This window comes from Microcystis sp. LE19-41.2A (assembly GCF_027530405.1).
GTDB classification, from domain to species: domain Bacteria; phylum Cyanobacteriota; class Cyanobacteriia; order Cyanobacteriales; family Microcystaceae; genus Microcystis; species Microcystis aeruginosa.
In genome coordinates this window covers 1-22,535 of sequence record NZ_JAPZQJ010000395.1, presented here as the reverse complement: position 1 = coordinate 22,535, position 22,535 = coordinate 1, and the positions used below count along the sequence as shown (strand labels likewise).

The window sequence follows — 22,535 nt, the reverse complement described above, 5'->3', positions numbered from 1 at the left end:
GTAGAGAATCCACGTTATTTAAGAAAGTCAGAAAAACGACTAAAAAAAGCACAACGACGATTATCCAAAAAGTTTCGTCAAGGAAAGAAACAGTCTAAAAACTATCACAAGCAACGGGTAAAAGTAGCTAAACTTAATCTTAAAGTGTCAAGACAACGTAAAGACAAAGCAATTAAAGACGCTTTGGCGTTAGTCCAGTCTAATGATTTGGTAGTCTATGAAGCTTTAAAGGTAAGAAACTTAGTCAAAAACCGTAAACTTGCCAAGTCGATTAGTGATGCTTCTTGGTATCAATTCACTGAATGGTTGAATTATTTTGCCAAGATTTATCGGATTGTTTGTGTTGCTGTACCACCACATTTCACGACTCAAGATTGTTCAGTTTGTGGGACGAGAGTTCAAAAAACCTTAAGCACTAGAACTCATCAATGTCCTAATTGTCAAACAGTCTTAGATAGGGATCATAATGCAGCAATCAACATTCTTAAAAAAGGGTTACAATACTTGGGAAATTATCTCAACGGTACTGTTGGGCAAACAGAAACCGACCCAAACGCCTTGGGAGAGTCCGACCTCTGGGTTTTCAGTGGAGACATTGAGAATCTAAGTTGTCTCGTTGAACAAGGAATTTCTAACAGCGATGTGGAAAGAATCCCCCGTCACAGCGTAGCTTGACGGTGGGAGTATGTCAATGTAATCTCATGGCGATAGATAGTAACTTTAGGCAAATTAAATTTTTTAACTTTTCTGTTTTCTTATTGCCCAAATTAGCCAGATTGTTGTAAGCTTATGACCCAACTACAACCTGATATATTCGTTAACAATCGTCCCGATACCGATGGAGACGAGGAAGAAGACTACTTCGATTATTTTTATGATGAACCGGGTAGTGAACCGGGGACATTAATTATCGAACCGGATGCCAAACCCTCGCGGATTATTTTAATCGACTACGATGAAGATAACGCCATTCGCAAGGTGGATATTACTCCCAATGCTTGCGCCCCCTATATTGGCACAAATACCGTGTCTTGGATGGATATTCAAGGGTTAGGGAGTGAGACGGTTTTAAAACAAGTAGGGGAAATTTTTAATCTGCATCCTTTGTTATTAGAAGATGTGGTTAATGTGCCGCAGCGTCCCAAGTTAGAAGATTATAACAATCAATTGTTAGTGATTTCTCAGATGGTGCGACTGAAAGAAGATGAAAGCGGTTTTGATACAGAACAAGTGAGTTTTGTCTTGGGAAAACGCTATCTTTTAAGTTTTCAAGAGGAGGAATTACAGGACTGTTTTGAGATAGTCAGAGATCGAATTCGCACTTCCCAGGGACGAGTACGGAAATCGGGGGCGGATTATTTAACCTATTTATTATTAGATACGATTATCGATGGTTATTTTCCCGTGGTAGAACACTACGAAGATCGGATTGAAGCGTTGGAAGATATGATCATTAGTAATCCCGATCGAGATACAATGCAGGAAATCTATGATGTCCGTCGGGAATTATTGGCACTGCGTCGCTTAATTTGGCCGATGCGAAATGTCCTACATCTACTCATGCGTGACCATCATGGTATAGTCAGCGATGAAGTACAAATTTATTTTCGGGATTCCTACGACCACGTCATTCAAATTCTGGAAATTATCGAAGCTTATCGAGAATTAGCGGCGAGTTTGATGGATGTTTATATGTCCACTATGGGCAATAAATTAAACGAAATTATGAAGTTTTTAACCGTAATTTCGACGATTTTTATTCCCTTAACTTTTATCGTTGGTGTCTATGGCATGAACTTCGAGAATATGCCAGAATTGAAAGGAGAATGGAGTTATTTCCTTGTCTGGTTAGTCATGTTAGCCGTAGCGGGGGGCTTGATTTTTTACTTCTGGCGCAAAGGTTGGTTTAAACCAATTTATTCCCTGAAAGAGGAAGCAAAAAGTTAGTTAACGAAGGCGGTCGACAGGAGACAGGAGACAGGAGACAGGAGACAGGAGACAGGAGATTATTTTTATTTATTCTTCCCACACCCCACACCCCACACCCCACACCCCACACACCACACCCCACACCCCACTTCCCCACACCCCACTTCCCCACACCCCATCTCCCCACACCCCACACCCCACACCCCACACCCGACGACAAACTTTTTCGACAAACCCTAATTATTCGACCACAAATGCGAGGATTTGGCCTTGGTGACTGCCGAAGCGAATCTGTAAACCGGACTCTAGGGGAACTTCTTGGTTATGAACCTGTTTCCAGTGGCCATCTTGATAGATAAAAGTACCAAAACGGGAGAAATCTGCGAGAAAGTATTGATAGTCTGGATAATCGGCATTTTTACGGCAAATTATCCGACAATGGTTTTTACTAACCCATTTTTCAGCAATCTGTAGATCATTTTCCATGTCCCGTCCTATATTCATGCCACCACCACGGATTGACCATTTTCTTTCGGGACGATCGAGATAGTATAAGAAAGCGGCGGGCATGGTTCTGGAGACATTGGGCATAACCGTCGGTGATTGAGTCTCATCAAGGGTTTGCAGCAATTGCCCGTCGAATTCTGGGTGCATATAGAGAATCGGCAAAGTCCAAGCGGGTTGATTGTACTTGTAGAGGGTTAATAATTGCTGCCTGGCGATACGAACGGCCTGATCAATAGGGACTCTCGGACCGGGAAACAACGTGGACATCTGCGCTTCTTTGTCTTTGAACCCGAAGAGGGTGCGGGTAAAAACTTCGATAAAACTCAAGGCCTCGCGATCTGCGATCGCATCTCGCATGGCCAAAACTGCGGGAACGCCGTGGTGAATCAAGACTTCCGCCAGACTGCTGCGGGGGATCATCTCCTGACCCGATTTAGCGGAATAAGCACCCCAACAGGCATTAAAAACCGTTAAAATAACCTGATTTCTCACCAAAGCTTGGGCTAACTCCGTCCCGTTTAGCTGTTCCCCCGGCCGCAGAAATAGGGAACCGCCATTGGGGGCGGCCATTCCGTGACCGGCGTAGAAAAAAGCTTGATATTTACCCGTATCCAAGGCCCTGGTCAGTTCTTCGGCCTCGGGTCGAATTAAGGTATCGACTTTGACTTTCACTCCCAAATTCTCAGGGAGGGAACTACTGCCCCCAGGGGAGATGGCCCGGATGAGATTGGCGGCCTCGGATTCCAGTGCCTGGTCGGAATTAGTTTCTCCACCCGTATTAATGGCGGTGAGATTGCGGGAACTAGCGGCGGTTTTAATCTGTTTTTCGCCGATAACTAAGAGAATATTGAGACTATTAGTCGGTTTTATCGGTGGCAATGGTTCCACATCGCTGGTGGTGCGGCTAAAGAGTATATTCGGATGCAGAGATATAGCCTGTTTACCTGCTTGCTGCATAATTTCCCAGGGCAGCAGAATTAAATAGGGGTTGCGACATTCCAAGCGAATTCGCAGGGGCTGATTTTTGCCGAGGGCGATTCCCTGACTTTGGGCGAAACTTTGACCAATTGATGCTTGAAATAACCATTGCCAGAGACTAATACCTAGTTTCTGCATCAATTGACCGCCATAACTGCCGCCTTCTCCCGAAAGAGTCAGTTTAGGTCGAGAATTTGCTTCTAATTGCTCTAACATCGGTAAGGTCGGCATTTTTTGCAGACAGAACATTTCCTGCCATGCCATCCATTCCGTGGTTAGACTCTCGGTCCATTCACAGTCATGATGCACATATCCCCCCGGTAGGGGTGCTTTCGTCACCCAACGGGCGAAATGATTACTTGTCGCTAAACTAGAGATCGCTAAGTTTAGACTAGGGATGGCATCATCGGTCATTGTGGTTATTTAGAAGTCTGAAGTCCATAGAATCTTATTCTAGAGGATTTCTGAAAAGCAAGGAAGAGTATTAAGTAGCTGGTTATAATTAAATCAAAAATAGATTTTAGGTTCGATCCCCCCTGCCCCCCTTGATAAGGGGGGTGCCGATAGGCGGGGGGATCTGAAAGTTTTTAATACCTACCTACTTAAGTCACCAATAAACAACAAAGTTCGATAATTTTGGTTTGCAAAGTTGCCAAAGGTTCTGCACCCCGCTTGAGACGATATTCTAAGTCAAGAAGTATGGGCAAGGTGGCCAGAAGTTGCTTAGAAGAAAAGGATTGTATCTCTTTGCGAATGAAATACAGTCGCTTGGGATTGGCAATTTCGGCGGCGGCGGCGATATTTTTGTCGTCTTTTTCTCCTTCTTCAATTTTTAATTTCACTATTGCCCAAGTGCGAAATTGACCCCCTAGGGTGGCGGTGATAGCCAAGGGGTTCTCGTTACGATTTAATAATTCATTGACTAATTCGAGGGCCTTGCCTGTCTCCCGTTTTAAAATAGCACTGGCTAACTGTAAGCTGCTTTGATTGCTGGCGTTGACTAAGCTTAAAATGTCCTTTTTGTCAATAGTTCCCGCCGAATTATTTTTAAATAAACGCAGTTTTTCTAACTCCATCCACAGCAAGCGGCTGTTATTTCCCACCGCTTCCGCTAAGAGTTCGATCGCATCGGGAGTTAATTTTACTCCCACTTCTTTGGCAATTTCCCTAACTCTTTGGGCAATTTCCTCGACTTTCCAAGGCGGAATTAGTTCAAATTCTCGAACCTCTGCCTGATTTTGGATAAACTTGCTCGATTTTAAGCGGGAGTCGGGTTTTTTGGCACTGGTTAATAACAGATAGGAATTTTCGGGTAAATTGGGCAAAGTGCGCTGTAATTCCTGGAAAATATCCTCGGAACATTGTTGACAAATAACCGTATCAGCTAACCAAACTAAACGATTTCCCATGCCGAAAACTGGAGTCATCGCTTGATTGAGGGCCTCGATAATTGCCTCATTGCGATCGCCGTTGATTTTGTCATAATTAAACTGTATCCAATTGGGATCGAGAAGTTTTGCTTGCAGATTTTTCACCGCTTGGTTAATAGCAAATTCATCTTCTCCCCAATAAAATATTGTCGGCATAAGTTTCTACTTATAGCAGTTAAGTAGGTAGGTGTTAAAAGTTGTCAGACACCCCTCTGATCAAGGGGGGACTAAGGGGGAATCGGCACCCCCCTTATTAAGGGGGGCAGGGGGGATCAGAAGCGAAATTTATCTTCAATTTAATTATAACTACTTACTTATCTTGAGGTGTCACTATTACCCATTTTGCCAGATTTTTACAGTTTTGTCAGCACTACCAATAATTAAATATAGCGGTTCTCGCATCTGTGCGGCACACTTAAACCTTTGCTGATTAAGCTGTTCAGGATCGGGAATGTACCTCTTGTGAATCAGAAACGCTATATTTACCATCGGCACTAATTACTAAAGATCACAGTTTGTCTGTGGGTTGATCAAGGGTTGCTAATTTTCCTTTGCTTGTTAAAGACCAAAACTTAATCATTTGATCCGAAAGCTTGTTTAATCTGATCAGCACAAGCAGCAGAGGATAAACCCAGAATTTCCTAATGTTAACGCTGGCTATTCATAAACAGAGGTAAAGAAGATCTGACTCGATAATTTTGAAAATTAATCAAAAAATAGACTCGATCGACCCCAAATAACGCACAATAAAAAAGGAAATGTCAAAGGAGAATCGCAAATGTTGCCCTATATCCTAGCGGTCGTTGTGGGATTGAGTAGTCTGTACCTCCTCACCACCGCTTTTATCGCCCCTGATCGCCACCGTCAAGATGATTTTCTCTGGAGTGCGGTAGGATTATTCTATGCCCTTGTCCTCTGGTTGTGCGCGGGAAGGATTACAGGCGCTATCCTCCTCGGACAAGCTGCCGCAGCCATATTATTTATTGCTTTCGCTTGGCAAACTCTCAAACTCAGACAAGCACTTTTTTATCCCGACAAACCGGTTAAATTATTTACTATTGTCGGTTGGTTAGGCAATCGTCTGGGGAAAGTTACTCCCTCTCAATCCCCTAAAACTAAAGCTAAAGCTGAGAAAGTAGCGGCAAAAGTTAAAGAAACGGTTAAAGAAACGGTGGACCCCGTTATAGAAAAAGCGGCGGCTATCGGGGAAACTATTACAGAATCAGTGACAGAAATTGGGGAAAAAGCCGCAGAAATTATTGATGATGATGAAACTTTCGATGATTTCGATGATTTCGATGATTTTGATTTGGCAACGGAAGAGATCAAACCCTCCGAAAATGCCCCAGAAATTCCCCCGACTGAACCTGTCGCAAATGTTGAAGTCGAAACTATTGCTGTTAGCGAAACGGTGATTATTGAAGTTACCGAGGAAGATTTGCCCCCAGAAGAAACTATCGGAGAAGATACTCCCCCAGAAACTCGATCGCCAAGCGCAGAAAATCCCCCCCCATCGGATTAAAAGTTAAGATTATTTAGCGGGTGGGTTAGGCAATAATTACTGAAGAAATTAACTAATTAATTTAACCTTTGCCCCCACCCAGTCAAACCAAGTTTAAAATGTGAATGGTTTTATTTTCCCAGTACACAGGGATAGAGCTTCTCGTTTTTCGGGACGATTTCCGAGATAATCTTCTAACCAAAGACAACCTCGATCGAGCAATTTTTGTAAATAATTATATTCCGTTTCTAAGGGCCATCGATGCTTTTGACCATCCCTAGCAATAATCACAATCTCTTGGCTATCAGGACTAAAAGTGATCCCATAGACGATATCTTCTTCTATTTTAAACTCCGAGCGCAAATTTCCGTCAATGTCCCAGCGTCTAGCTGTACCATCCCTTGAAATAGCGGCGATTTTCTCACCATCGGGACTAAAACTAACTCCATAAACGGGAAAAGAATCGGTTTTAATCTCCTTTAAAAGATTGCCCTGCAAATCCCAAATTTTAATCTTTCCCCGAGTAGCGGTAGCAATTTTTTGATGATCAGGAGAAAACACCAAATCATAGATAATATTATCATCGGCTGTCCAGGAATTAATTAATTGAGGCCGATAATTACTTAAATGCCAGTATTGAACTTTTCCCTCGCTTGTTCCCGTGATTATTGCTGTTCCCTCTCCATTAAAAGCAAGACTATAAATCGGTACTTGACTAGCGGTAAATTCTTGGAGCATTGTTCCTTTTTGACTCCAGATTTGTACTTTTCCATTTCTTCCTGTAATCGCTATCTGATTACTATCGGGATGAAAAGCTATACTATAGATTGAGCGCATTTTTGTGGCAAATTCTCTAATTTTTTTACCTTGTAAATCGAGTAAAGTAATCTGACCATCTTTATTAGCAATAGCGATAATATTGCCCTGGGAATTAATGCTAACACTGGTATTATCGGCCCTAGCTTGATTTAAATTGTTCAGCTGCCAAATTTTAGCCGTTTCATCACTCGATCCAGTTACCACCTCTTTTCCATCTTGACTAAATATAGCAGTAAAAACTGATTCTTGATGTCCTCTGAGAGTAGTTATTTCTTCCCCTTGCATTCCCCAAATTTTAGCACTACCGTCACTAGATGCAGTAATTATAAACTTGCCATCAGGACTAAAATTCACACTGTTGACAAAATCTTGATGTCCCCGGAAAGTAGCTATTAAATTTCCCTGTAAATCCCAGATTTTAGCAGTTTTATCGGCCGCTGCCCCGGCAATTTTTTGACCGTCAGGACTAAAATTAACACTATAAAAAGCCTCAATATTTTCTTGACCTAAACTCAAGATAATTTTACCTGATAAATCCCAGATTTTAATCGTACCATCCCGGGAAGCAGTGGCAATTTTTTGACCATCGGGACTAAAACTAGCTGCATCTATCGATCTTTTATGTCCCTTAAATACCTGTAAAGTTTGACCTGATAAATTCCATAATCTAGCGGTTTTATCCCTGGAAGTAGTCACAATTTTTTGACCATCGGGACTAAAACTAACACTATAAACTGATTCTTGATGGTCAGGATAGGTGACTAAATTTTGCCCTTGCAAGTTCCAAATTTTGGCGGTTTTATCTTCGGAAGCAGTGGCGATTTTTTGACCATCGGGACTAAAACTAACACTATAAACTGCTCCTTGATGACCTGTCAAAGTTTGAATATTCTCACCTTTTTGATTCCAAATTTTTACCGTCCCATCCTGAGAAGCAGTGGCAATTTTTTGACGATCAGGACTAATACTAACACTATAAATAGTTCCCCGGTGTCCTTGCAGTTGGTTTTTTTCTTGAATGCGATCTAAAATTTGTTGTAGGGTAATAATTGGACTGGTAGCAGGATATTTACCCAGGGTTTGGTCATCGGTAACGATATTTTTTAAACTATTGACTGCTTGCATGGCCGCAATTAAAGATTCTAATTGTTCAAATTGAAATTGTTGCCAATCACTATCACCCTGGCGCTGTAATTGAATACCTAGTTGAGCGGTTTCCACTTGCTGCCATGCTTGTTTTACCTGAATAAAAGCTAAGAGAGAACCCAAAAGAGAAGCAATTAAAATTACTGAGCCAATTTTAATTCTCTCGGTGGCTTTTTGGTGAGCAATTGCTAGAATTTTATTAGCTTGCCTCTGGGTTTCTAGGCTAATTTCTGCCTCTCTTTTATCGAGATTTTGACTGGCAGTTAAAAACTGATAATCAAGATTACTTAAGCTTTTTCCCTGAGACCAATCGAGAGCATTATTTAAAGCTTTTCCGCGTAAAAGCCGCGATTCATCGGTATAATTAGACTGTTGCCAAGCGGCGATTGCTTCTGAGTAGGGACGCAATTGCTCTAATTGTTTTTCTACCCAATTGAGATTAAATATTTCTCGATAAATAGGATTATAAACTACTAATTGATTATCCTTTTTTACTACTAACCCCGATAACCTTAATTCCCCTTGTTCTGGACTATCATCGCACAGGATTGCCCCTTTTTCTAAAATTTGTTGATAGATGCCTAACAAACGACCCGCTTTGTCTTGATTTCTTAACAAGCGATCGGCAATAGTTCGCAGATGAACTGGTTCATCTTGAGATTCCCAATGATTAATAATTCTCTCTTTGATCAGCGTCTCAATATCTAAATTAGTTTCCCGCAATAGCTGACAGATTTTCTGGGTTAAAAATGGCTGTCCTCCCGTCCAAAAAATAACTTTTTCTAAGCAGTCGGGTTGATAATTACTTTGACTGGATAATCCCGCAGCTAGAGGAGCAATTTCTGCAAGATTAAATCCCGTTAATTCGATCGCTTGGCCGATATTAAAAGATGTTTGGGTCTTTTCGCGAATTAAATCTGCTGGGGTAGCAACACCGAATAAAGCGAAAGTAATTCTTTCATACTGGGCATTTTCCGCTCTTTGGTTATAACAATAACGAATCAGGGAAAAAAAGTCATCTAGAGAAAACTGTAAACTGAGAATTTTATCGATCTCGTCGATAAAAATATATATTTTCTCTCCCCGACAATAAACTAATAAAATTTCCTCGATAAATTGTCCCAAACGCTGCACGGGAGGTAAATCCTCTCGCTCGCGCAACCAGGATTTAAGATTAATTTTTCCCGTCAGATTAAATCCTAAAAACAAACGGGTAATCACCCCGTTATACCATTGGGATAAATTATCATTACTACCAAGACTGGTTATATCTACGGACGCGCAATCCATGCCCAATTGCTGTAAAATATGAGTCACTCGTACCCTTAAACTGGATTTACCCATCTGACGACAGTTAAAAACGTAGCAAAATTGACCATTTTTCAACGCCGTTAACAGTTCTCGATCGGCATTTCTCTCGATATAGGTAGGATGGTTATAGGCAAGACTACCCCCAACACGATATTGATAATTCATGATTCTTAAACAAAATTATCCCAATGTCACCAACGGAAATAAAATAGACAATTGTGATGGAGATATCTATAATGCAAGGATAATCGCTATTGACAACCTATCCCCAAGGCAATTATGAAGAAAACTTTTTTCACCTCCATCGCCGTTAGTGCCACCCTCGTCAGTGGTATTGTTTTAGGTACTCTTGATGCTGGCAGTGCCTCCGCTTGTGCTTTCGCTCAAGGTAAAAGCATTTTTGGCAGCAATACCACCTTCCATCTGGATCCTAACAAACTTATTTTAGGGGTTGCCGCCGCTACAGGAGCAATCACCGTAGCTGGTGTTTTAAGCTACCGTCGTTTTCACCCTGGGCAGCCTCCCGAAGATGCCACCGCTAACCTGCCGTCGGTATTTCCTATCCCCATTCCCCCCGCAGCTTTAAATCAGGCAGTGGAAGTGGAAGAAGCGGCAGAAACCAGCAAAATCTCCTAAAAATCCGCTATATTTCCTCAAAAAAGGTGTTGGCATCCCCGCAGCTTTCCAGCTAGGCAACACCTTTTTCTGCCTAATTGTGTCCCAGTTATCAGAATTTCCAGCCATTTTTAAGTTATGTTAAAAGGTGCAACCCTACCACCAGAGGTAAAGATGGGCAACTCTACCACATTTTCTGACACCCCACTTCGCAAAGATCATCACACTTGGGAGCATTTAAAACAAGCCATCGCCGCTAGTTCCGGTTTTCGGCGTTGGCAGCAAGAACAACTAGAATCAGGTAAAAATAGAGACGATGCTGATGCTCGCATTTGTTCCTATCTACGGGAAACTTTAGAAACTTTAGCCTACTAGATTGATGCTCCCCAGCTATGACTGCATGGGGACTTTTTTTGTCCGTTTAAGCTAATTTGAAGACCTTATTTTCTGCGCGCCTCGTAACCCAACAACCAGACAAAAGCGACAATTAAAGGCAGGAAATAATAAATAGCTCGATAGGCGATTAAAGAGCCTAAAAGCTCGGCATTAGATACATATTCGGGGCGTAATCTCAGCATGATAAACTCAAAAACACCTATTCCCCCTGGCACATTGCTTAATACCCCTGCCGTCATGGCAAATACATAGAGACCGAAAAATCCTAAAAACGAAGTATTATAGTTGTCTGGGAGAAGAAGATAGAGAACTCTAGCGGCTAATATCCAATCGATAAAAGTCACCAAAATCAAAGCCAGGGAAAGAGTCCAAGAGGGTAAATAGATATTTTCTTGGCCGATTCTTATCGGTTTTTTATAGGTGAGAGTCAAGAAAAAATAGCCCGCAACCAGCAATAAAAAAATTACTCCTAAAGGTTTGGTAGTTAAAAAAGGTAATTTTAAAATTTGAGGAATCCGTTGGGGATCGAGGAGGAAACTTAAACCACCAATCCCTAACATTCCTAACCAAAAGCTTAAATGGGTAAAAGTGATAACTTTGGCAATATCCACCACCCCCACCCCCGCAGTAGTATAGAAACGATAACGGATAGCAGTCCCAGAAAATAAGGTCAAACCAATGGTATTACCAAGAGCATAACTGATAAAAGCAGTGCGGATAATAGTGCCTAAAGCTAAGGGATGCTTGATATAATAAAAACCTAGGCGATCATAACCCGTCATCGACAAATAACCCAAAGCCATCCAAAAAATAGCTTCTAGCTGACGACTTGTGGTAATATGATCCAAACTAGCCAAGAGTTGGGCAAAAGTGTAGTGTTTAAATTCTTGACTAATTGCCCAGACCGCTAGAATAAATAAACTCAAGGACAGGATAATCGGAGCAAAACGCTGGATTTTTTTATACATCTTACTTTTTACAAATTACTTTTGACTCATTAAAATTTATGAAAAGATCAAAGTTAGATTTAGCTAAACGTTTAAATCGATCCCGAAAAAGGAAATATGATAAATTCCTGACTTCCTCCTTATATTTAACAATTATTCTGGGTTTATTTTATCTACTCTACCTCAATCTTCCTTGGTCTTTTCATCTTTTTGTGCATTGGGTGACTAAAGGGGGTGATTTAGACAAAATTCCTGCCAAATTTTATGCAGAACTTAATCAATTGTGTTTGAGAGCAGATAGTGCGGGGGAAGTAAGAACGAGAAACTATACAGAACATACAGAAATCGCCGAATCTCTCGGTACATTTAGATGTACTTTAGTTAATGGTAGTCAAGAATGGTTAATAGAAGATTATAAATCTTTTAATTCTGCCGATGAAGCGATTTTAGGCACTCAGTTAGCGGTTTTTATCACCGAGATTTTAGGAACAGATTATAGTTATAACATTCGCGCTTATATTCCCAATACTAAGTATCAAATAGCTCCCAAAACCAAATCCTAGACTAGGGATGGGTTTCTCACCCATCCTTAGAAAAAAATTAGTTTTCCGATACGGGTTTTGGTCGGGAAGGCCGAGGGATAGGGGATTGTCCGGGGGTAAAAGGTCGTTTTTCTCCTTCCCCCGAGGGATGACGATTTTTATCAAAAGGCTTTTTAAAACCTCCCTTACCCATCGGTTTTTTCTTGCTGGCAAAACCGAGGTCTAAACCTTCCAAAATAGTTAAGGCATCTCCTTTAAGTTGTACCTGAAAATCCCAAAAACGACTGATCGGTTTACCAGATAAAGTACCGCGCAATTTTAGTTTAAAAAACTTGGGTTTGTCCGCTTCAGTTTTGGGCATTTGTCGGATTTTGACCACTACCGCTTGATTTTCCCGTTCGGTAAAGATGACTTCGCCTCGAATCGAGAAATAACCCGGGGTAGAAGCGAGGAGAGGCTCTATCTCCTGATCATCCTCCTTTTTCAGGGTTTCTGGTTCCCAAACACCGACAATCTGAACATGAAGGGCATCATTTTCCTGACGGGTGCGCGGATAAACCACCCAAAGATGGGGTTTTTCCAGATCGAGATGATTTTTGACCAAACTGATCACCCGACCGAGAATCACAGCATCGATCAGAGTACCATCGGCAGTTAAAATATTGCCTTTAGTTAATTGTTCCTCCGATCGCTGATAATGGCCATAGACGAGACCGATCGCCCGGTACTGCCGCAGATGACTGGGAGGGGGGATCGGTTGTTGACGTTTGACTTCTTCGGGGGTGGCTGACTCTACGGCTAAATCAGCCTCAGTATGGGGGGATTCAAGGGGGACTTCCTGAATTTCCACTTCAGGGGTCGGGGGGGTTTTCGGTGATTCGGTAAACCGATTCCCAGGACGATTCATATCACACTCCTAGCGGCGGAGACACATAGTAAATTAGTAATCAAGCAAGTCAAAAGCGCGATCTGGGGGGTTACAATAACCCTCTAGGGCGACTCTACTGGCATCTAATATATTAAGAACCATGATCTTTTGACTGTCAACCTTGTCAAAACCCTTTTGAGTCTTGACCGTTTGCCCATTGTACTCAATAAAGAGCGGCCAATTCGATCGATCCCCTCATCAAATCTCCAGATTTCCATAACATTTTCCTCTCTGTCCCCTCGCACCCCAGTCTATGAAAGCCTCTCTCTCTCACCGTCGTTGGCTGTCCATCGGTCTCGTCCTCATGTTATTTGCCTTGTTGTCCTTCTCGATCATGCCGCTATTGACTTCTATTCTCAAAAGTCAGCACTCCTCGGGCCAGAGTCATCTGTCCGCAGTCAAACAAGAGGAATTAGCCAGTCAAGCACTGGGTTATCAGATGGTTTTAGAGCGTGAACCCGATAATCAGGCGGCTTTGCGGGGATTATTAGATACTCGCTTACAGCAGGGCGATTTAAAGCAAGCGATCGAACCTTTAGAAAAATTAGCGCAACTTAACCCCCAACAATCCGATTATCTGCTACTTTTGGCGGAAGCGAAACAGCAAATAGAGGACTATGCAGGAGCCACAGGCAGTTATCGCGCTCTTTTAGCCTCCCATCCCCAAGAGCTGCGGGCCTTAACTGGATTAACTAATTTATTTCTTAGCCAAAACCGCCCGATCGAGGCGATTAGTCTGGTCAAAGATACGCTCGATCGCGCTTTAAAAGCTGCTGCCGATCCCAATAATCCTGCTAGTTTAATCGATATCGTTTCCGTTCAGTTACTTTTAGGCAAAATCTATTTCGAGCAGCAAAATTATCCGGAAGCTTTAAACGCCTATAAACAAGCTCAACAGATGGATGTTAACGATTTCCGACCGATTTTGGCAGCGGCGATCGTACTGAAAGAACAGGGCAAAAATCAAGAGGCTCAACCCCTCTTTCAAGATGCTCTCAGTCGCGCTCCTTTTGCCTATAGACAGGAGATTCAGACCCTAGCCGACGAAAATAACAAAATTGAAGCCACAGCCCCTAATCAGTGATCAGCTTTTTCTCCCTTCTCCCCTTGAGACTTGACACTGGGGACAAAAATGAGCCGAGCGCCCACTTAATTTAATTCTGGCAATAGTTGCACCGCAAAGGCGACAATTTTCGCCATTACGACCGTAAACCCAGGCCATCGGCCCATAATTGCCATTAACTCCCGTAACGTGGAGAAAATCGCTAAAACTGGTTCCGCCTTCAGCGATCGCCGTTTCCAATACAGAAATAATGTTTTTTGTCAATAAGTCTATTTGCTCAATTTTCAAGAGATTAGCGGCAGTTTGGGGATGGATGCCACTTTTAAAAAGAACTTCATCTGCGTAGATATTGCCAATTCCTGCGACTACATTTTGAGCGAGGAGAAAAGTTTTAATCGGACGACGACTTTTTTGACAGTGACTATAGAGGTAATCGGCGGTAAAATTGCGATCAAAGGGTTCCAGTCCCAGTTTTTTGAGACCGGTAATCACAGTTTCTGGGGTTTTATCGGCGGCAATCCACCAAATTTTCCCGAAAGTGCGGGTATCGACAAAGCGCAATTCTTGCTGATTGGCAAAAAAGAAGCGTAAGCGCGTATGAATCGGCAGGGGAGTGGTATCTTTTACCCAGAGCAATTGTCCGGTCATACGCAGATGAACCCCGATACTGCTACCATTATCTAAATTGGCGAGGAGATATTTGCCTCGGCGCTGCCAATTGGTAATCGTAGTCTGAGCAATTCCTTGCAGAAAAGTTGCCTCACAATTAGGATAGGCTAGGGTACGCTGTAATAATACTTCCCCACCGATAATTTTTTTGCCCTGGGTAACTTGATTTAATCCGCGACGCACCGTTTCTACTTCTGGCAATTCTGGCATATAAGTAATTGGGGTTTACTGAAAAAGTTTGTTGGTGGAGTTAGGAGTCAGGAGTCAGGAGTCAGTAGATAAACAGAACTTTTGATCGAGAAACGACACTAAATTAACGTCAATTCTAATTTAACTTTAGCCTTTCGATGGTATCAATTATTTCCCGTTCAAAACTGACTTGAGCGCGATTAGTTTTACCACCAATATAAAAGCGATCGCCCGATTGTAAAGCCCAAATTTGGGAATGGGAAAAGTAACTCATTACCACTCCCATCATCAATAAAGCAAAACCTAAATAGACGATTGGTACTCCCGGATCTGCCTTAATTTGTAACCCTGTACTGCCCACTAATTCGACTATTTTTAGATTAACTCCATTGATAGGAATCGTCATTCCTTCTCGTACAGCAGAGGTTAAATCTCCCTGAGCATCATAGACAATTACCGTACCTTGTAAATCTCTGGTTAAAAGAGAAACTCCCTCACTAAGATCGGTTTTAGTCGGAATCCACGTTCCCCAGATTTGTCCATTACCTTTGGTGTCTAAACTAGCCATCGGTAGCTGTAGGATCGGACTATTATTCACCTGTACTTTTACCCCAGCAATCCCCCAACTGGTTTGATAAAAAGTCACCCCTTTATGGTGCAAAGGTTGGTTAACTTGAATAGTTTTGCGATCGATCTCCTGTCCTTGATTATCGATCACCGACAAATCAGAATAAAATTGTTCTATATCACCTTTAGGACTATAATCAATCCAAAAACGATTAACTTTAATCCCCCAATCCTTAGGGAGAGAATTTTTAGATAAGGGTCCAGCTTCAATAATATTTTTAACCTGAAAACTATCGCCACTAGCTACCATTTCTTGAGCGAAAAACCCGGTTAACGCTCCCCAGATCGCTCCTGCTAAAATAATTAACATGGCTGCATGAACGATAATCGGACCGATTTTACCAATCAGACCTTTACGAGCATAAAGACTGTTATTTTCTAGAAAAACTTTGTAGCCTTTTTTTTCTAATAGAGGTGTGAGAGATTCTAGGGAACCAGTTTCTAATTCAGCACTTAAAGCTAGTTTTTGAAATTGGCGAGATTGTTGATAAAATTGCCAGTTTCTGGCCGCCTTTAAAGCGGGTAATTGTCGTCGGAAGGTACAAGCGGTTAAACTGGAACCAAAGAGAATTAATAATGATAGATACCACCAAGTGCTATAAACATGATTTAATCCCAATAGTAATAAAACTTTCCAAGTCAGAAACCCAAATAAAGCGGGTTTTTCAGGATAATTAGCTTGGTAGAAAGATAGAGATTGACCCTGTTCGATTACCGTCCCAGAAATGCTAAAAATAGCGATTAAAAGTAAGAGGATAATTGCTAATCGCAGATCGGCAATAGTCTGGATAAATTTACGTCCCCATTGAGGCGGTCTATTCTTTAAATTTGAGGAAGTTTCCGATATAGTCATAGTTAAAAGTTTTACAATTCTAGCCAATTATCTATCATAACTCTCCACCATCACAGCAGACGGGATAATAAAGAAAAAACTCCAAAACCGATTAATAAAACCCCACTGACAGGATTAATCCACCCGGACCATTGACGTAGGGAAAGAAAGCTTTTCAGCGAGGCAGTAAAAGAACCGACGATAATTAAGGGTAAAACATAGCCAGCAGTGTAGGATAACAATAATCCCCCTCCTAAGCTTAAATCCCCCGTATTTGCCACCCATGCCAATAGAGTTGCTAGGACTGGTGTACTACATGGAGAGGCGATTAAACCAAATGTTAAACCGAGAAGATAGGACCGCAAAATCGGAGGAAAATCCCCGGTAATCCAATCGGTAGCGCCAAGGGAGGGGAAGCGCAGGGGTAATAATTCCAAGAGGTTTAACCCCATCAAAATAGCGATCGCACTGACGATAATTGGTAAACCGATCCCCACCTGTCCATAGACTTTGCCTAAAGTAGCGGCAATTATTCCCAATCCCGCTAAGGTGGTAGCTAATCCCAGGGAAAACCATGTGGACTGCCAAAAAGCCGCTAAACGACCTTGATTTTCGTAACCCCCGATATAAGCGACGGTAATCGGCAACATCGACAGCATACAGGGGGTAAGACTGGTGAGTAAACCGGCTAGAAAAATCACGGCAATACTGACAAAACTAAGGTGAGTTAGTTGGGAAGTTACTAAGCGATCGGCGTATTGTTCAAGGTGATAGAGTTGAGTCTGTAATTGGTCTAACATATTGGGGAATTTTTCAGGCTAAATTTGGCTCATTTCTAGGATATTACCATCGGGATCACTGACAAATAAGGCCTTTCTACCCGAGGCACTCATTTGAATTGTATAACCTTGACTTTCTAGATAGTTACCCATGGCCGCCACGTCATCAATAGCGAAGGCAATATGAGGATTGCGTCCCCATTTTTGGGGATTGGGACGGTAGTTTTGATAATTGGTATCGACAATTAAATGAATTTGATAATCTCCCACTTGATACCAAACCCCATCGTATTGAAAAGGGCGATCGATTCTAGTCAATCCTAGAACATTTTCGTAAAAGTTAACGGCTTTTTCTAGATCGGTGACTAAAATCCCCGTGTGTAAGGATCGCATGATGTTCATAGTTAATATCTGACTCGCGGATCGAGCCAACTATAGGTTAAATCGGCAATTAAGTTAAAGATAACAATTAAAATCCCATAGATAAAGGTAATCGCCATCACTACGGGGGTATCACTGCGGGAAATAGAATCAATTAATAAAGCACCGATACCCGGCACACGAAACACTTGTTCTGTAACTAAGGCCCCAGTAAAAATTGAGGGAATATCGAGAGCAATCAGGGTGACAACGGGGATTAAAGCATTGCGAACTATATGCTTAGTGAGGACAGAAAAATTAGTTAGTCCCTTGGCTAAGGCAGTTTTAACGTACTCTTGGTGAATTTCTTCAGTTACGGAAGAACGCACGAAACGCATCAACATCGCCCCTTGATATAAGCTTAATACGGTTACGGGCATAATTGACTGTTTAACCTGCTCGATCAAACTATTAAAATCACTGATTTTTAGGGTACTATTATAAAAAGATGGTAGCCAGTTTAACTGCACACTAAAGATAATTATTAATAACAATCCCGTCACAAAGGTGGGTAAAGAAAAGCCAAGCAGGGAAAAAGTAGAGATGATTTTGTCTAACCAAGAATAGCGCTTGACTGCTGAAATTACGCCCAAAGGAAAAGCAATTAAAACCCCGAAAATATAGGCAATACCGACAATCCAGAGAGTTGTGGGTAAACGCTGCCAAATGAGGGTAAAAACCGGGCTGCGACTGGTGAAAGAATAGCCCATATCTCCTTGAAGAAATGCTAACAACCACTTGACATAACGCACGGGAAGGGGTTGATCTAATCCGAGACTTTTGCGAATATTTTCTCGCACCGCTTCGGTGATAGCGGGATTAGCTGCAAATTCCCCCATCGGATCCCCCGGCGCTAGGGCCAAAATGCCAAAAACCACCATACTAATAGCTAAAAGAGTGGGAATCGAAAATAATAATCTTATCAGAAAATATTTGAGCATTTATTTACTACGCTTCCAGTCTTTGATGTTCCAAGTATTTCTATCCCAGGGAGTTAATTTAAACCCCGACAAACTATTGCTAATTGCCACCACATCGGCACGATGAACTAGGGGAATAATCACAAAATCATTAATTAACATATCATTCATTTTAATCACTATTTCTCGCCGTTTTTCTGGGTTTAATTCTTGAGTAAAAGCTTGCCATAATTTATCGTATTCAGGATTACAATAACGAGCATAATTATCCCCGGCCCAACCATCAGCTTTTTGGGGAATTTCGCTACAGGTAAAGGTTTTAAAATAGGCTTTTGGATCGGGACTATTATTACCTGTAGTGTACATTTGTAGGTCAGCATAAAACTTTTCTACCGTGTCATCGTTAGCAGGATCGCTAGAAAAGAAAATACTGGCATCAATAGTTTTTAATTCTACTCCTATCCCGATCGCTTGTAAACTTTGTTTGATAATTTCTTGGGTTTTCTGACGGAGAGTGTTAACAGTAGTTTGAAAAACTAATTTCATTTCTACCCCATTTTTATCCCTAGTGCCATCACCATTACTATCTTTCCATCCCGCATCATCTAGTAATTTCTTAGCCTTTTCTAGATTAAATTCATAGCTAGTATTGGGCGAATTATATTCCGATGGCATCACGATAAAATTAGGAGTTGTTTTCCCAGTAATACCATAAAGCTGCGTGGCAATAGTATCTCTATCAACGGCTAAAGATAAAGCCTCTCTTACTTTAACATCACTTAAAAAAGGATGGGGAAACTTAATACTAGACCTCTCACCTTCGGGAGTAACTTGATTAGGATCGCTCAAATTAAATAAAACTCGTTCAATCAAAGAACCGAAACTAGATATTAACTGACCCCGACCCGCTTTTTCTAAATCACTTAAAACCTTAGCCTCCACTTGCAAATTATAGGCATAATCCGCCTCCTGTGTCTGTAAAACCGCTCGTGCTGCCGAAGTTGCATCACCTCCTCCTTTTAATTCTATTCTTTGAAAACCTAATTTATCCGCTTCTCGAAAGAAAGAATTTTGTTCATAAACCGCCGTATCTCCCGGTTTAAATTCTACCACTTTATAGGGGCCAGTTCCCACCGGTAATAAATTAGCAGGGGCCTGGCGTGCCGTTTCATTGCTATACTTTTCATAGAGATGTGATGGTAAAATCATCCCTTCTGTCCCCACAAAAACTAATGACCAAGCGGGATTAACTTGCTTAAAAGTTATTTTAACTGTATGGGGATCGATCGCTTCCACAGTTTTAACTATTTCATAATTGCCGGCGCTAGTAGAACCAGTTTTCGGATTGGTAATAAAATTATAGGTAGCGATGACATCTTTGGCAGTAAAAGGAGTACCATCTGACCATTTAATATCTTTTTTTAGCTTCCATGTCACCGATTTACCATCCCGGGCAACTCCCCCATTTTCAATAGTAGGAATTTCTGCCGCTAAAAAAGGAACTAATTCCCCTTTTTCATTAAAACTAGCCAAAGGTTCTAAGGTAATGCGACTCGCTTCTGAGTCTTTAAATCCTGTGGAGAGATGGGGATTTAAAATCGTCGGTGCTTGCCAATACAAAAGTTTTAAAGTTTCTGAATTATTATTGGTCGTTGCTGGGGGATTATTAGCTGTTTGTTGACGACAAGCACTAAAAAGCAGCGTACAACTAAGGGATAAAATTAACAGGGGCAAGAAAAGCGATCGCTTAAACATTTTTAATGACAATCAATAATTCAACAGGGTGACTTAGGTGATTTCCTACCCCACCAATAACAAGTTATCAGACATTGAGTCTTGATCTCGATCGATTAATTGATTATTTGCCTTTATCCATTCCTAGTCAAGTTAAATCGATCGTGCTATAATGGCGGGCTTGTACTAGACAATAAAATCTTAGGCACGGCGACGAAAATGCTTATGACCTTATTTCATCAGGGTGCGACAGCAGAGGAAATCGTTAATCGTTACCCATCACTAAACCTAGCTGACGTTTACGCCACGATCGCTTTTTACCTCAAGCACCAATCGGAAGTAGAATCCTACTTGCAACAGCGACAACAGCAAGCACAGGAGATTCCGGTAATCAATCAAGGGAGATTTGACCCCCAGGGATTGCGAGATCGCTTTCTTGCGCGTAAAGCAGCGCGGCAAGCATGATTAAGCTTCTGGTTGATGAGAACTTTGATAATACTTAACTGGTGCGTTACGGCGGATTACTAATTTTGGTTTTTCATTCCAAGGTTATCACCGCCTAACGCACCCTACAAAATTGCTTTTGCATGAGTAGAAAACGGGTTTCTCGGAGAAACCCGTTTTCTGTGCGTTACTCAACGGATTTAGTGCGATCGCCGATCTTGTAGGGTGCGTTAATGAAATGTAACGCACCTTATCTAATGTTCAAAATCCGTGCGTTACGCTAACGCTAACACAGGCTACATCATATCGATCGCAAAGATAAATAATTGATAAGCGATCGGCGCATAACACATCATTGGAGCGGACAATATTAGAGTAGTTTACGCTTAGTTGAACGGAATCTCTTGCTGCTCAATTAAGCCGTTATGTTTCATTCGGAGCGCTAGCCTAAGTGGAATTTGTTTACGCAGATGAATTGAAGCGCTCCTTCTCGGTGCGAGGGCATTTCTATGACGTAGAAATCGCCGGAAAAGTGTTTCCGTGCCGAAGCGTTTTGGAAATTATCGCCAATGCCGGAGATTCTGAAGCCACAGGGGTGCCGGACGCGGTAGTGATAATGATGAATCCGGGTTCTTCTAGGCCACTCGATATAAGTTACATTCCAAAATGCTACTCAGTGAGCGATGTACTTGATGGCGGATGGTCGAGGGAACTGATTCCAGCCAGGCCAGATAACGCGCAGTACCAACTGATGCGCCTGATGTTGCTAAAGAGGTGGAAGCACGTCAGGGTTCTCAACCTATCAGATCTCAGAAACGGAAACAGCGGCAGCTTTTCAGTGGATTTTGAGGATGCTCAGAAGCGTGACCCCTCCAGTCCCCATAGCATTATCCATCCCAAGCGGCTCGGCGGGCTTCAACGTGATTGTGCGGGAAGTTCTCGCATAGTTGCAGCATGGGGTTCTACTGAAGTACTTCGAAATGCTGCTATTGCATTCTTATCCGAAATCCCTGGGGTGCAGGGGCTACAGTTGGACTACCCTTGGTACCGCTATCCCAGTCCATATAGAAAAGATCAGAAGATCGATTGGTTAATCAGTGCCTTCGATAAACTTGAAACATAACACTTCGTTCCAGGGGCCGCTGCGCGATAAAGCTGCGCAGCGCCCCTGAACTCGAACTTTATGCTGAAACGATACGCCCGTTAAAGTTATCTATTTTTAGACAAGTTTAAGCAAGCAAAAGTTATCGGTTTCGTTGATGAGTTCCGAGAGATTGTCGGCGATCGCAAAGATAAATAATTGATAAGCGATCGGGGCATAACACATCATTGGAGCGGACAATATTAGAGTAGTTTACGCTTAGTTGAACGGAATCTCTTGCTGCTCAATTAAGCCGTTAGGCGGCTTCACATCCCGTGTGCCTCATACTCACAGTTAGCCGTAGGGTGCGTTCCCTAATGTGGCTCCTACCGCTCCACTAGCAGTAGGCTAATCTGGCTAACACGCTTTTGGGCGTGATATACGGAAAAGTTACAGCAAAAAAGGAGGTTTATTATAGCTGAACGATTAGCAGTTGATGTTTCACAAACTTATGAAAGTGGATTTCTTGGTAGGCGAGGAGACGATAAATTTCCTTGCACCGGAGCAAGAATAACACGGGTGGAATTGGGAGCATCCCAATTTTGCCATAAGTATAAATGCTTAGAGACTAAAAACGTTAGCTAAGGCAAAATAAAGAGAAACAATTAAACGGTAGAATCATGAATACAGACCAAAAAGAACAACTAGATCAACATTTAAAAGCCATT

At 41.9% G+C, this 22,535-nt stretch carries 21 protein-coding genes and 1 pseudogene; 9 read left to right on the top strand and 13 right to left on the bottom strand.

Annotation, left to right across the window (positions count from 1 at the left end):
• Positions 1–675, top strand: a 675-nt coding sequence (locus tag O9290_RS16090; RefSeq protein ID WP_288087267.1) for an RNA-guided endonuclease InsQ/TnpB family protein, incomplete at its 5' end; no start/stop codon positions are given.
• A 114-nt stretch (positions 676–789) separates the two neighbouring features.
• The gene (corA, locus tag O9290_RS16085) at positions 790–1,947 is read left to right on the top strand and encodes a magnesium/cobalt transporter CorA (RefSeq protein ID WP_002757043.1); all 1,158 of its coding nucleotides are present in this window, start codon (positions 790–792) and stop codon (positions 1,945–1,947) included.
• Positions 1,948–2,169: 222 nt separating this feature from the next.
• Here the strand turns inward: corA and O9290_RS16080 are convergent, their stop codons facing one another.
• The 3 genes and pseudogenes from O9290_RS16080 to O9290_RS28535 all read right to left on the bottom strand — a co-directional run bounded on the left by O9290_RS16080 (position 2,170) and on the right by O9290_RS28535 (position 5,457).
• Positions 2,170–3,828: a CHAT domain-containing protein gene (locus tag O9290_RS16080; RefSeq protein ID WP_288026221.1), complete on the bottom strand. Its 1,659-nt coding sequence runs from the start codon at positions 3,826–3,828 to the stop codon at positions 2,170–2,172.
• 188 nt (positions 3,829–4,016) lie between these two features.
• Positions 4,017–5,000 (bottom strand): DNA polymerase III subunit delta, encoded by a 984-nt coding sequence (gene holA, locus O9290_RS16075; RefSeq protein ID WP_288025985.1) that lies wholly within the window; start codon positions 4,998–5,000, stop codon positions 4,017–4,019.
• 177 nt (positions 5,001–5,177) lie between these two features.
• A pseudogene (locus O9290_RS28535) lies at positions 5,178–5,457 on the bottom strand (hypothetical protein).
• A 165-nt stretch (positions 5,458–5,622) separates the two neighbouring features.
• Between O9290_RS28535 and O9290_RS16065 the strand changes: the two are divergent.
• Positions 5,623–6,366: a Ycf66 family protein gene (locus tag O9290_RS16065; protein ID WP_288057237.1), complete on the top strand. Its 744-nt coding sequence runs from the start codon at positions 5,623–5,625 to the stop codon at positions 6,364–6,366.
• Positions 6,367–6,459: 93 nt separating this feature from the next.
• Here the strand turns inward: O9290_RS16065 and O9290_RS16060 are convergent, their stop codons facing one another.
• Complete coding sequence (locus O9290_RS16060) at positions 6,460–9,786, bottom strand: AAA-like domain-containing protein (RefSeq protein ID WP_288057236.1); 3,327 nt, start codon at positions 9,784–9,786, stop codon at positions 6,460–6,462.
• 114 nt (positions 9,787–9,900) lie between these two features.
• Between O9290_RS16060 and O9290_RS16055 the strand changes: the two genes are divergently transcribed.
• The gene (locus tag O9290_RS16055) at positions 9,901–10,257 is read left to right on the top strand and encodes a hypothetical protein (RefSeq protein ID WP_288057233.1); all 357 of its coding nucleotides are present in this window, start codon (positions 9,901–9,903) and stop codon (positions 10,255–10,257) included.
• A 117-nt stretch (positions 10,258–10,374) separates the two neighbouring features.
• Positions 10,375–10,611, top strand: coding sequence for a hypothetical protein (locus O9290_RS16050; protein ID WP_108935514.1), 237 nt, complete (start codon positions 10,375–10,377; stop codon positions 10,609–10,611).
• Positions 10,612–10,676: 65 nt separating this feature from the next.
• On the opposite strand, the gene O9290_RS16045 is transcribed toward O9290_RS16050, so the two are convergent.
• Positions 10,677–11,600 (bottom strand): lysylphosphatidylglycerol synthase domain-containing protein, encoded by a 924-nt coding sequence (locus O9290_RS16045; protein WP_288057232.1) that lies wholly within the window; start codon positions 11,598–11,600, stop codon positions 10,677–10,679.
• A 38-nt stretch (positions 11,601–11,638) separates the two neighbouring features.
• Here O9290_RS16045 and O9290_RS16040 point away from each other — a divergent pair, with 38 nt between their 5' ends.
• Entirely contained in the window at positions 11,639–12,142 is a 504-nt protein-coding gene (locus O9290_RS16040; protein WP_288057231.1) for a hypothetical protein, read from the top strand.
• A gap of 37 nt (positions 12,143–12,179) precedes the next feature.
• Here O9290_RS16040 and patR read toward each other — a convergent pair whose 3' ends face one another.
• Positions 12,180–13,028, bottom strand: coding sequence for a heterocyst master regulator PatR (gene patR, locus O9290_RS16035; protein ID WP_288057230.1), 849 nt, complete (start codon positions 13,026–13,028; stop codon positions 12,180–12,182).
• Positions 13,029–13,302: 274 nt separating this feature from the next.
• Between patR and O9290_RS16030 the strand changes: the two genes are divergently transcribed.
• Positions 13,303–14,133, top strand: a complete 831-nt coding sequence (locus O9290_RS16030; protein WP_002757059.1) for a tetratricopeptide repeat protein — start codon at positions 13,303–13,305, stop codon at positions 14,131–14,133.
• On the opposite strand, the gene O9290_RS16025 is transcribed toward O9290_RS16030, so the two are convergent.
• From O9290_RS16025 to O9290_RS16000, 6 genes are all read right to left on the bottom strand, one after another.
• Complete coding sequence (locus O9290_RS16025; RefSeq protein ID WP_288057227.1) at positions 14,134–14,991, bottom strand: DNA-formamidopyrimidine glycosylase; 858 nt, start codon at positions 14,989–14,991, stop codon at positions 14,134–14,136. It lies immediately after the preceding gene.
• A 115-nt stretch (positions 14,992–15,106) separates the two neighbouring features.
• A complete protein-coding gene (locus O9290_RS16020; RefSeq protein ID WP_288057226.1) occupies positions 15,107–16,450 on the bottom strand; it encodes a cytochrome c biogenesis protein in 1,344 nt (447 codons plus the stop codon).
• A 50-nt stretch (positions 16,451–16,500) separates the two neighbouring features.
• Positions 16,501–17,229, bottom strand: a complete 729-nt coding sequence (locus O9290_RS16015) for a cytochrome c biogenesis protein CcdA (protein ID WP_288057225.1) — start codon at positions 17,227–17,229, stop codon at positions 16,501–16,503.
• Between the two features lie 18 nt (positions 17,230–17,247).
• A complete protein-coding gene (locus O9290_RS16010) occupies positions 17,248–17,610 on the bottom strand; it encodes a VOC family protein (RefSeq protein WP_004158968.1) in 363 nt (120 codons plus the stop codon).
• A gap of 2 nt (positions 17,611–17,612) precedes the next feature.
• Complete coding sequence (locus O9290_RS16005; RefSeq protein ID WP_061430216.1) at positions 17,613–18,569, bottom strand: ABC transporter permease; 957 nt, start codon at positions 18,567–18,569, stop codon at positions 17,613–17,615.
• Entirely contained in the window at positions 18,570–20,303 is a 1,734-nt protein-coding gene (locus O9290_RS16000) for a peptide ABC transporter substrate-binding protein (protein ID WP_288057223.1), read from the bottom strand. It abuts the gene before it with no gap.
• A 204-nt stretch (positions 20,304–20,507) separates the two neighbouring features.
• On the opposite strand from O9290_RS16000, the gene O9290_RS15995 reads away from it, so the two are divergent.
• Positions 20,508–20,747, top strand: a complete 240-nt coding sequence (locus O9290_RS15995; RefSeq protein ID WP_253845056.1) for a DUF433 domain-containing protein — start codon at positions 20,508–20,510, stop codon at positions 20,745–20,747.
• A 430-nt stretch (positions 20,748–21,177) separates the two neighbouring features.
• A complete protein-coding gene (locus O9290_RS15990) occupies positions 21,178–21,849 on the top strand; it encodes a hypothetical protein (RefSeq protein WP_016514528.1) in 672 nt (223 codons plus the stop codon).
• 96 nt (positions 21,850–21,945) lie between these two features.
• Here O9290_RS15990 and O9290_RS15985 read toward each other — a convergent pair whose 3' ends face one another.
• On the bottom strand, positions 21,946–22,068 hold the full coding sequence (locus O9290_RS15985) for a hypothetical protein (RefSeq protein ID WP_288057221.1): 123 nt from the start codon (positions 22,066–22,068) through the stop codon (positions 21,946–21,948).
• Positions 22,069–22,535: the final 467 nt, after the last annotated feature.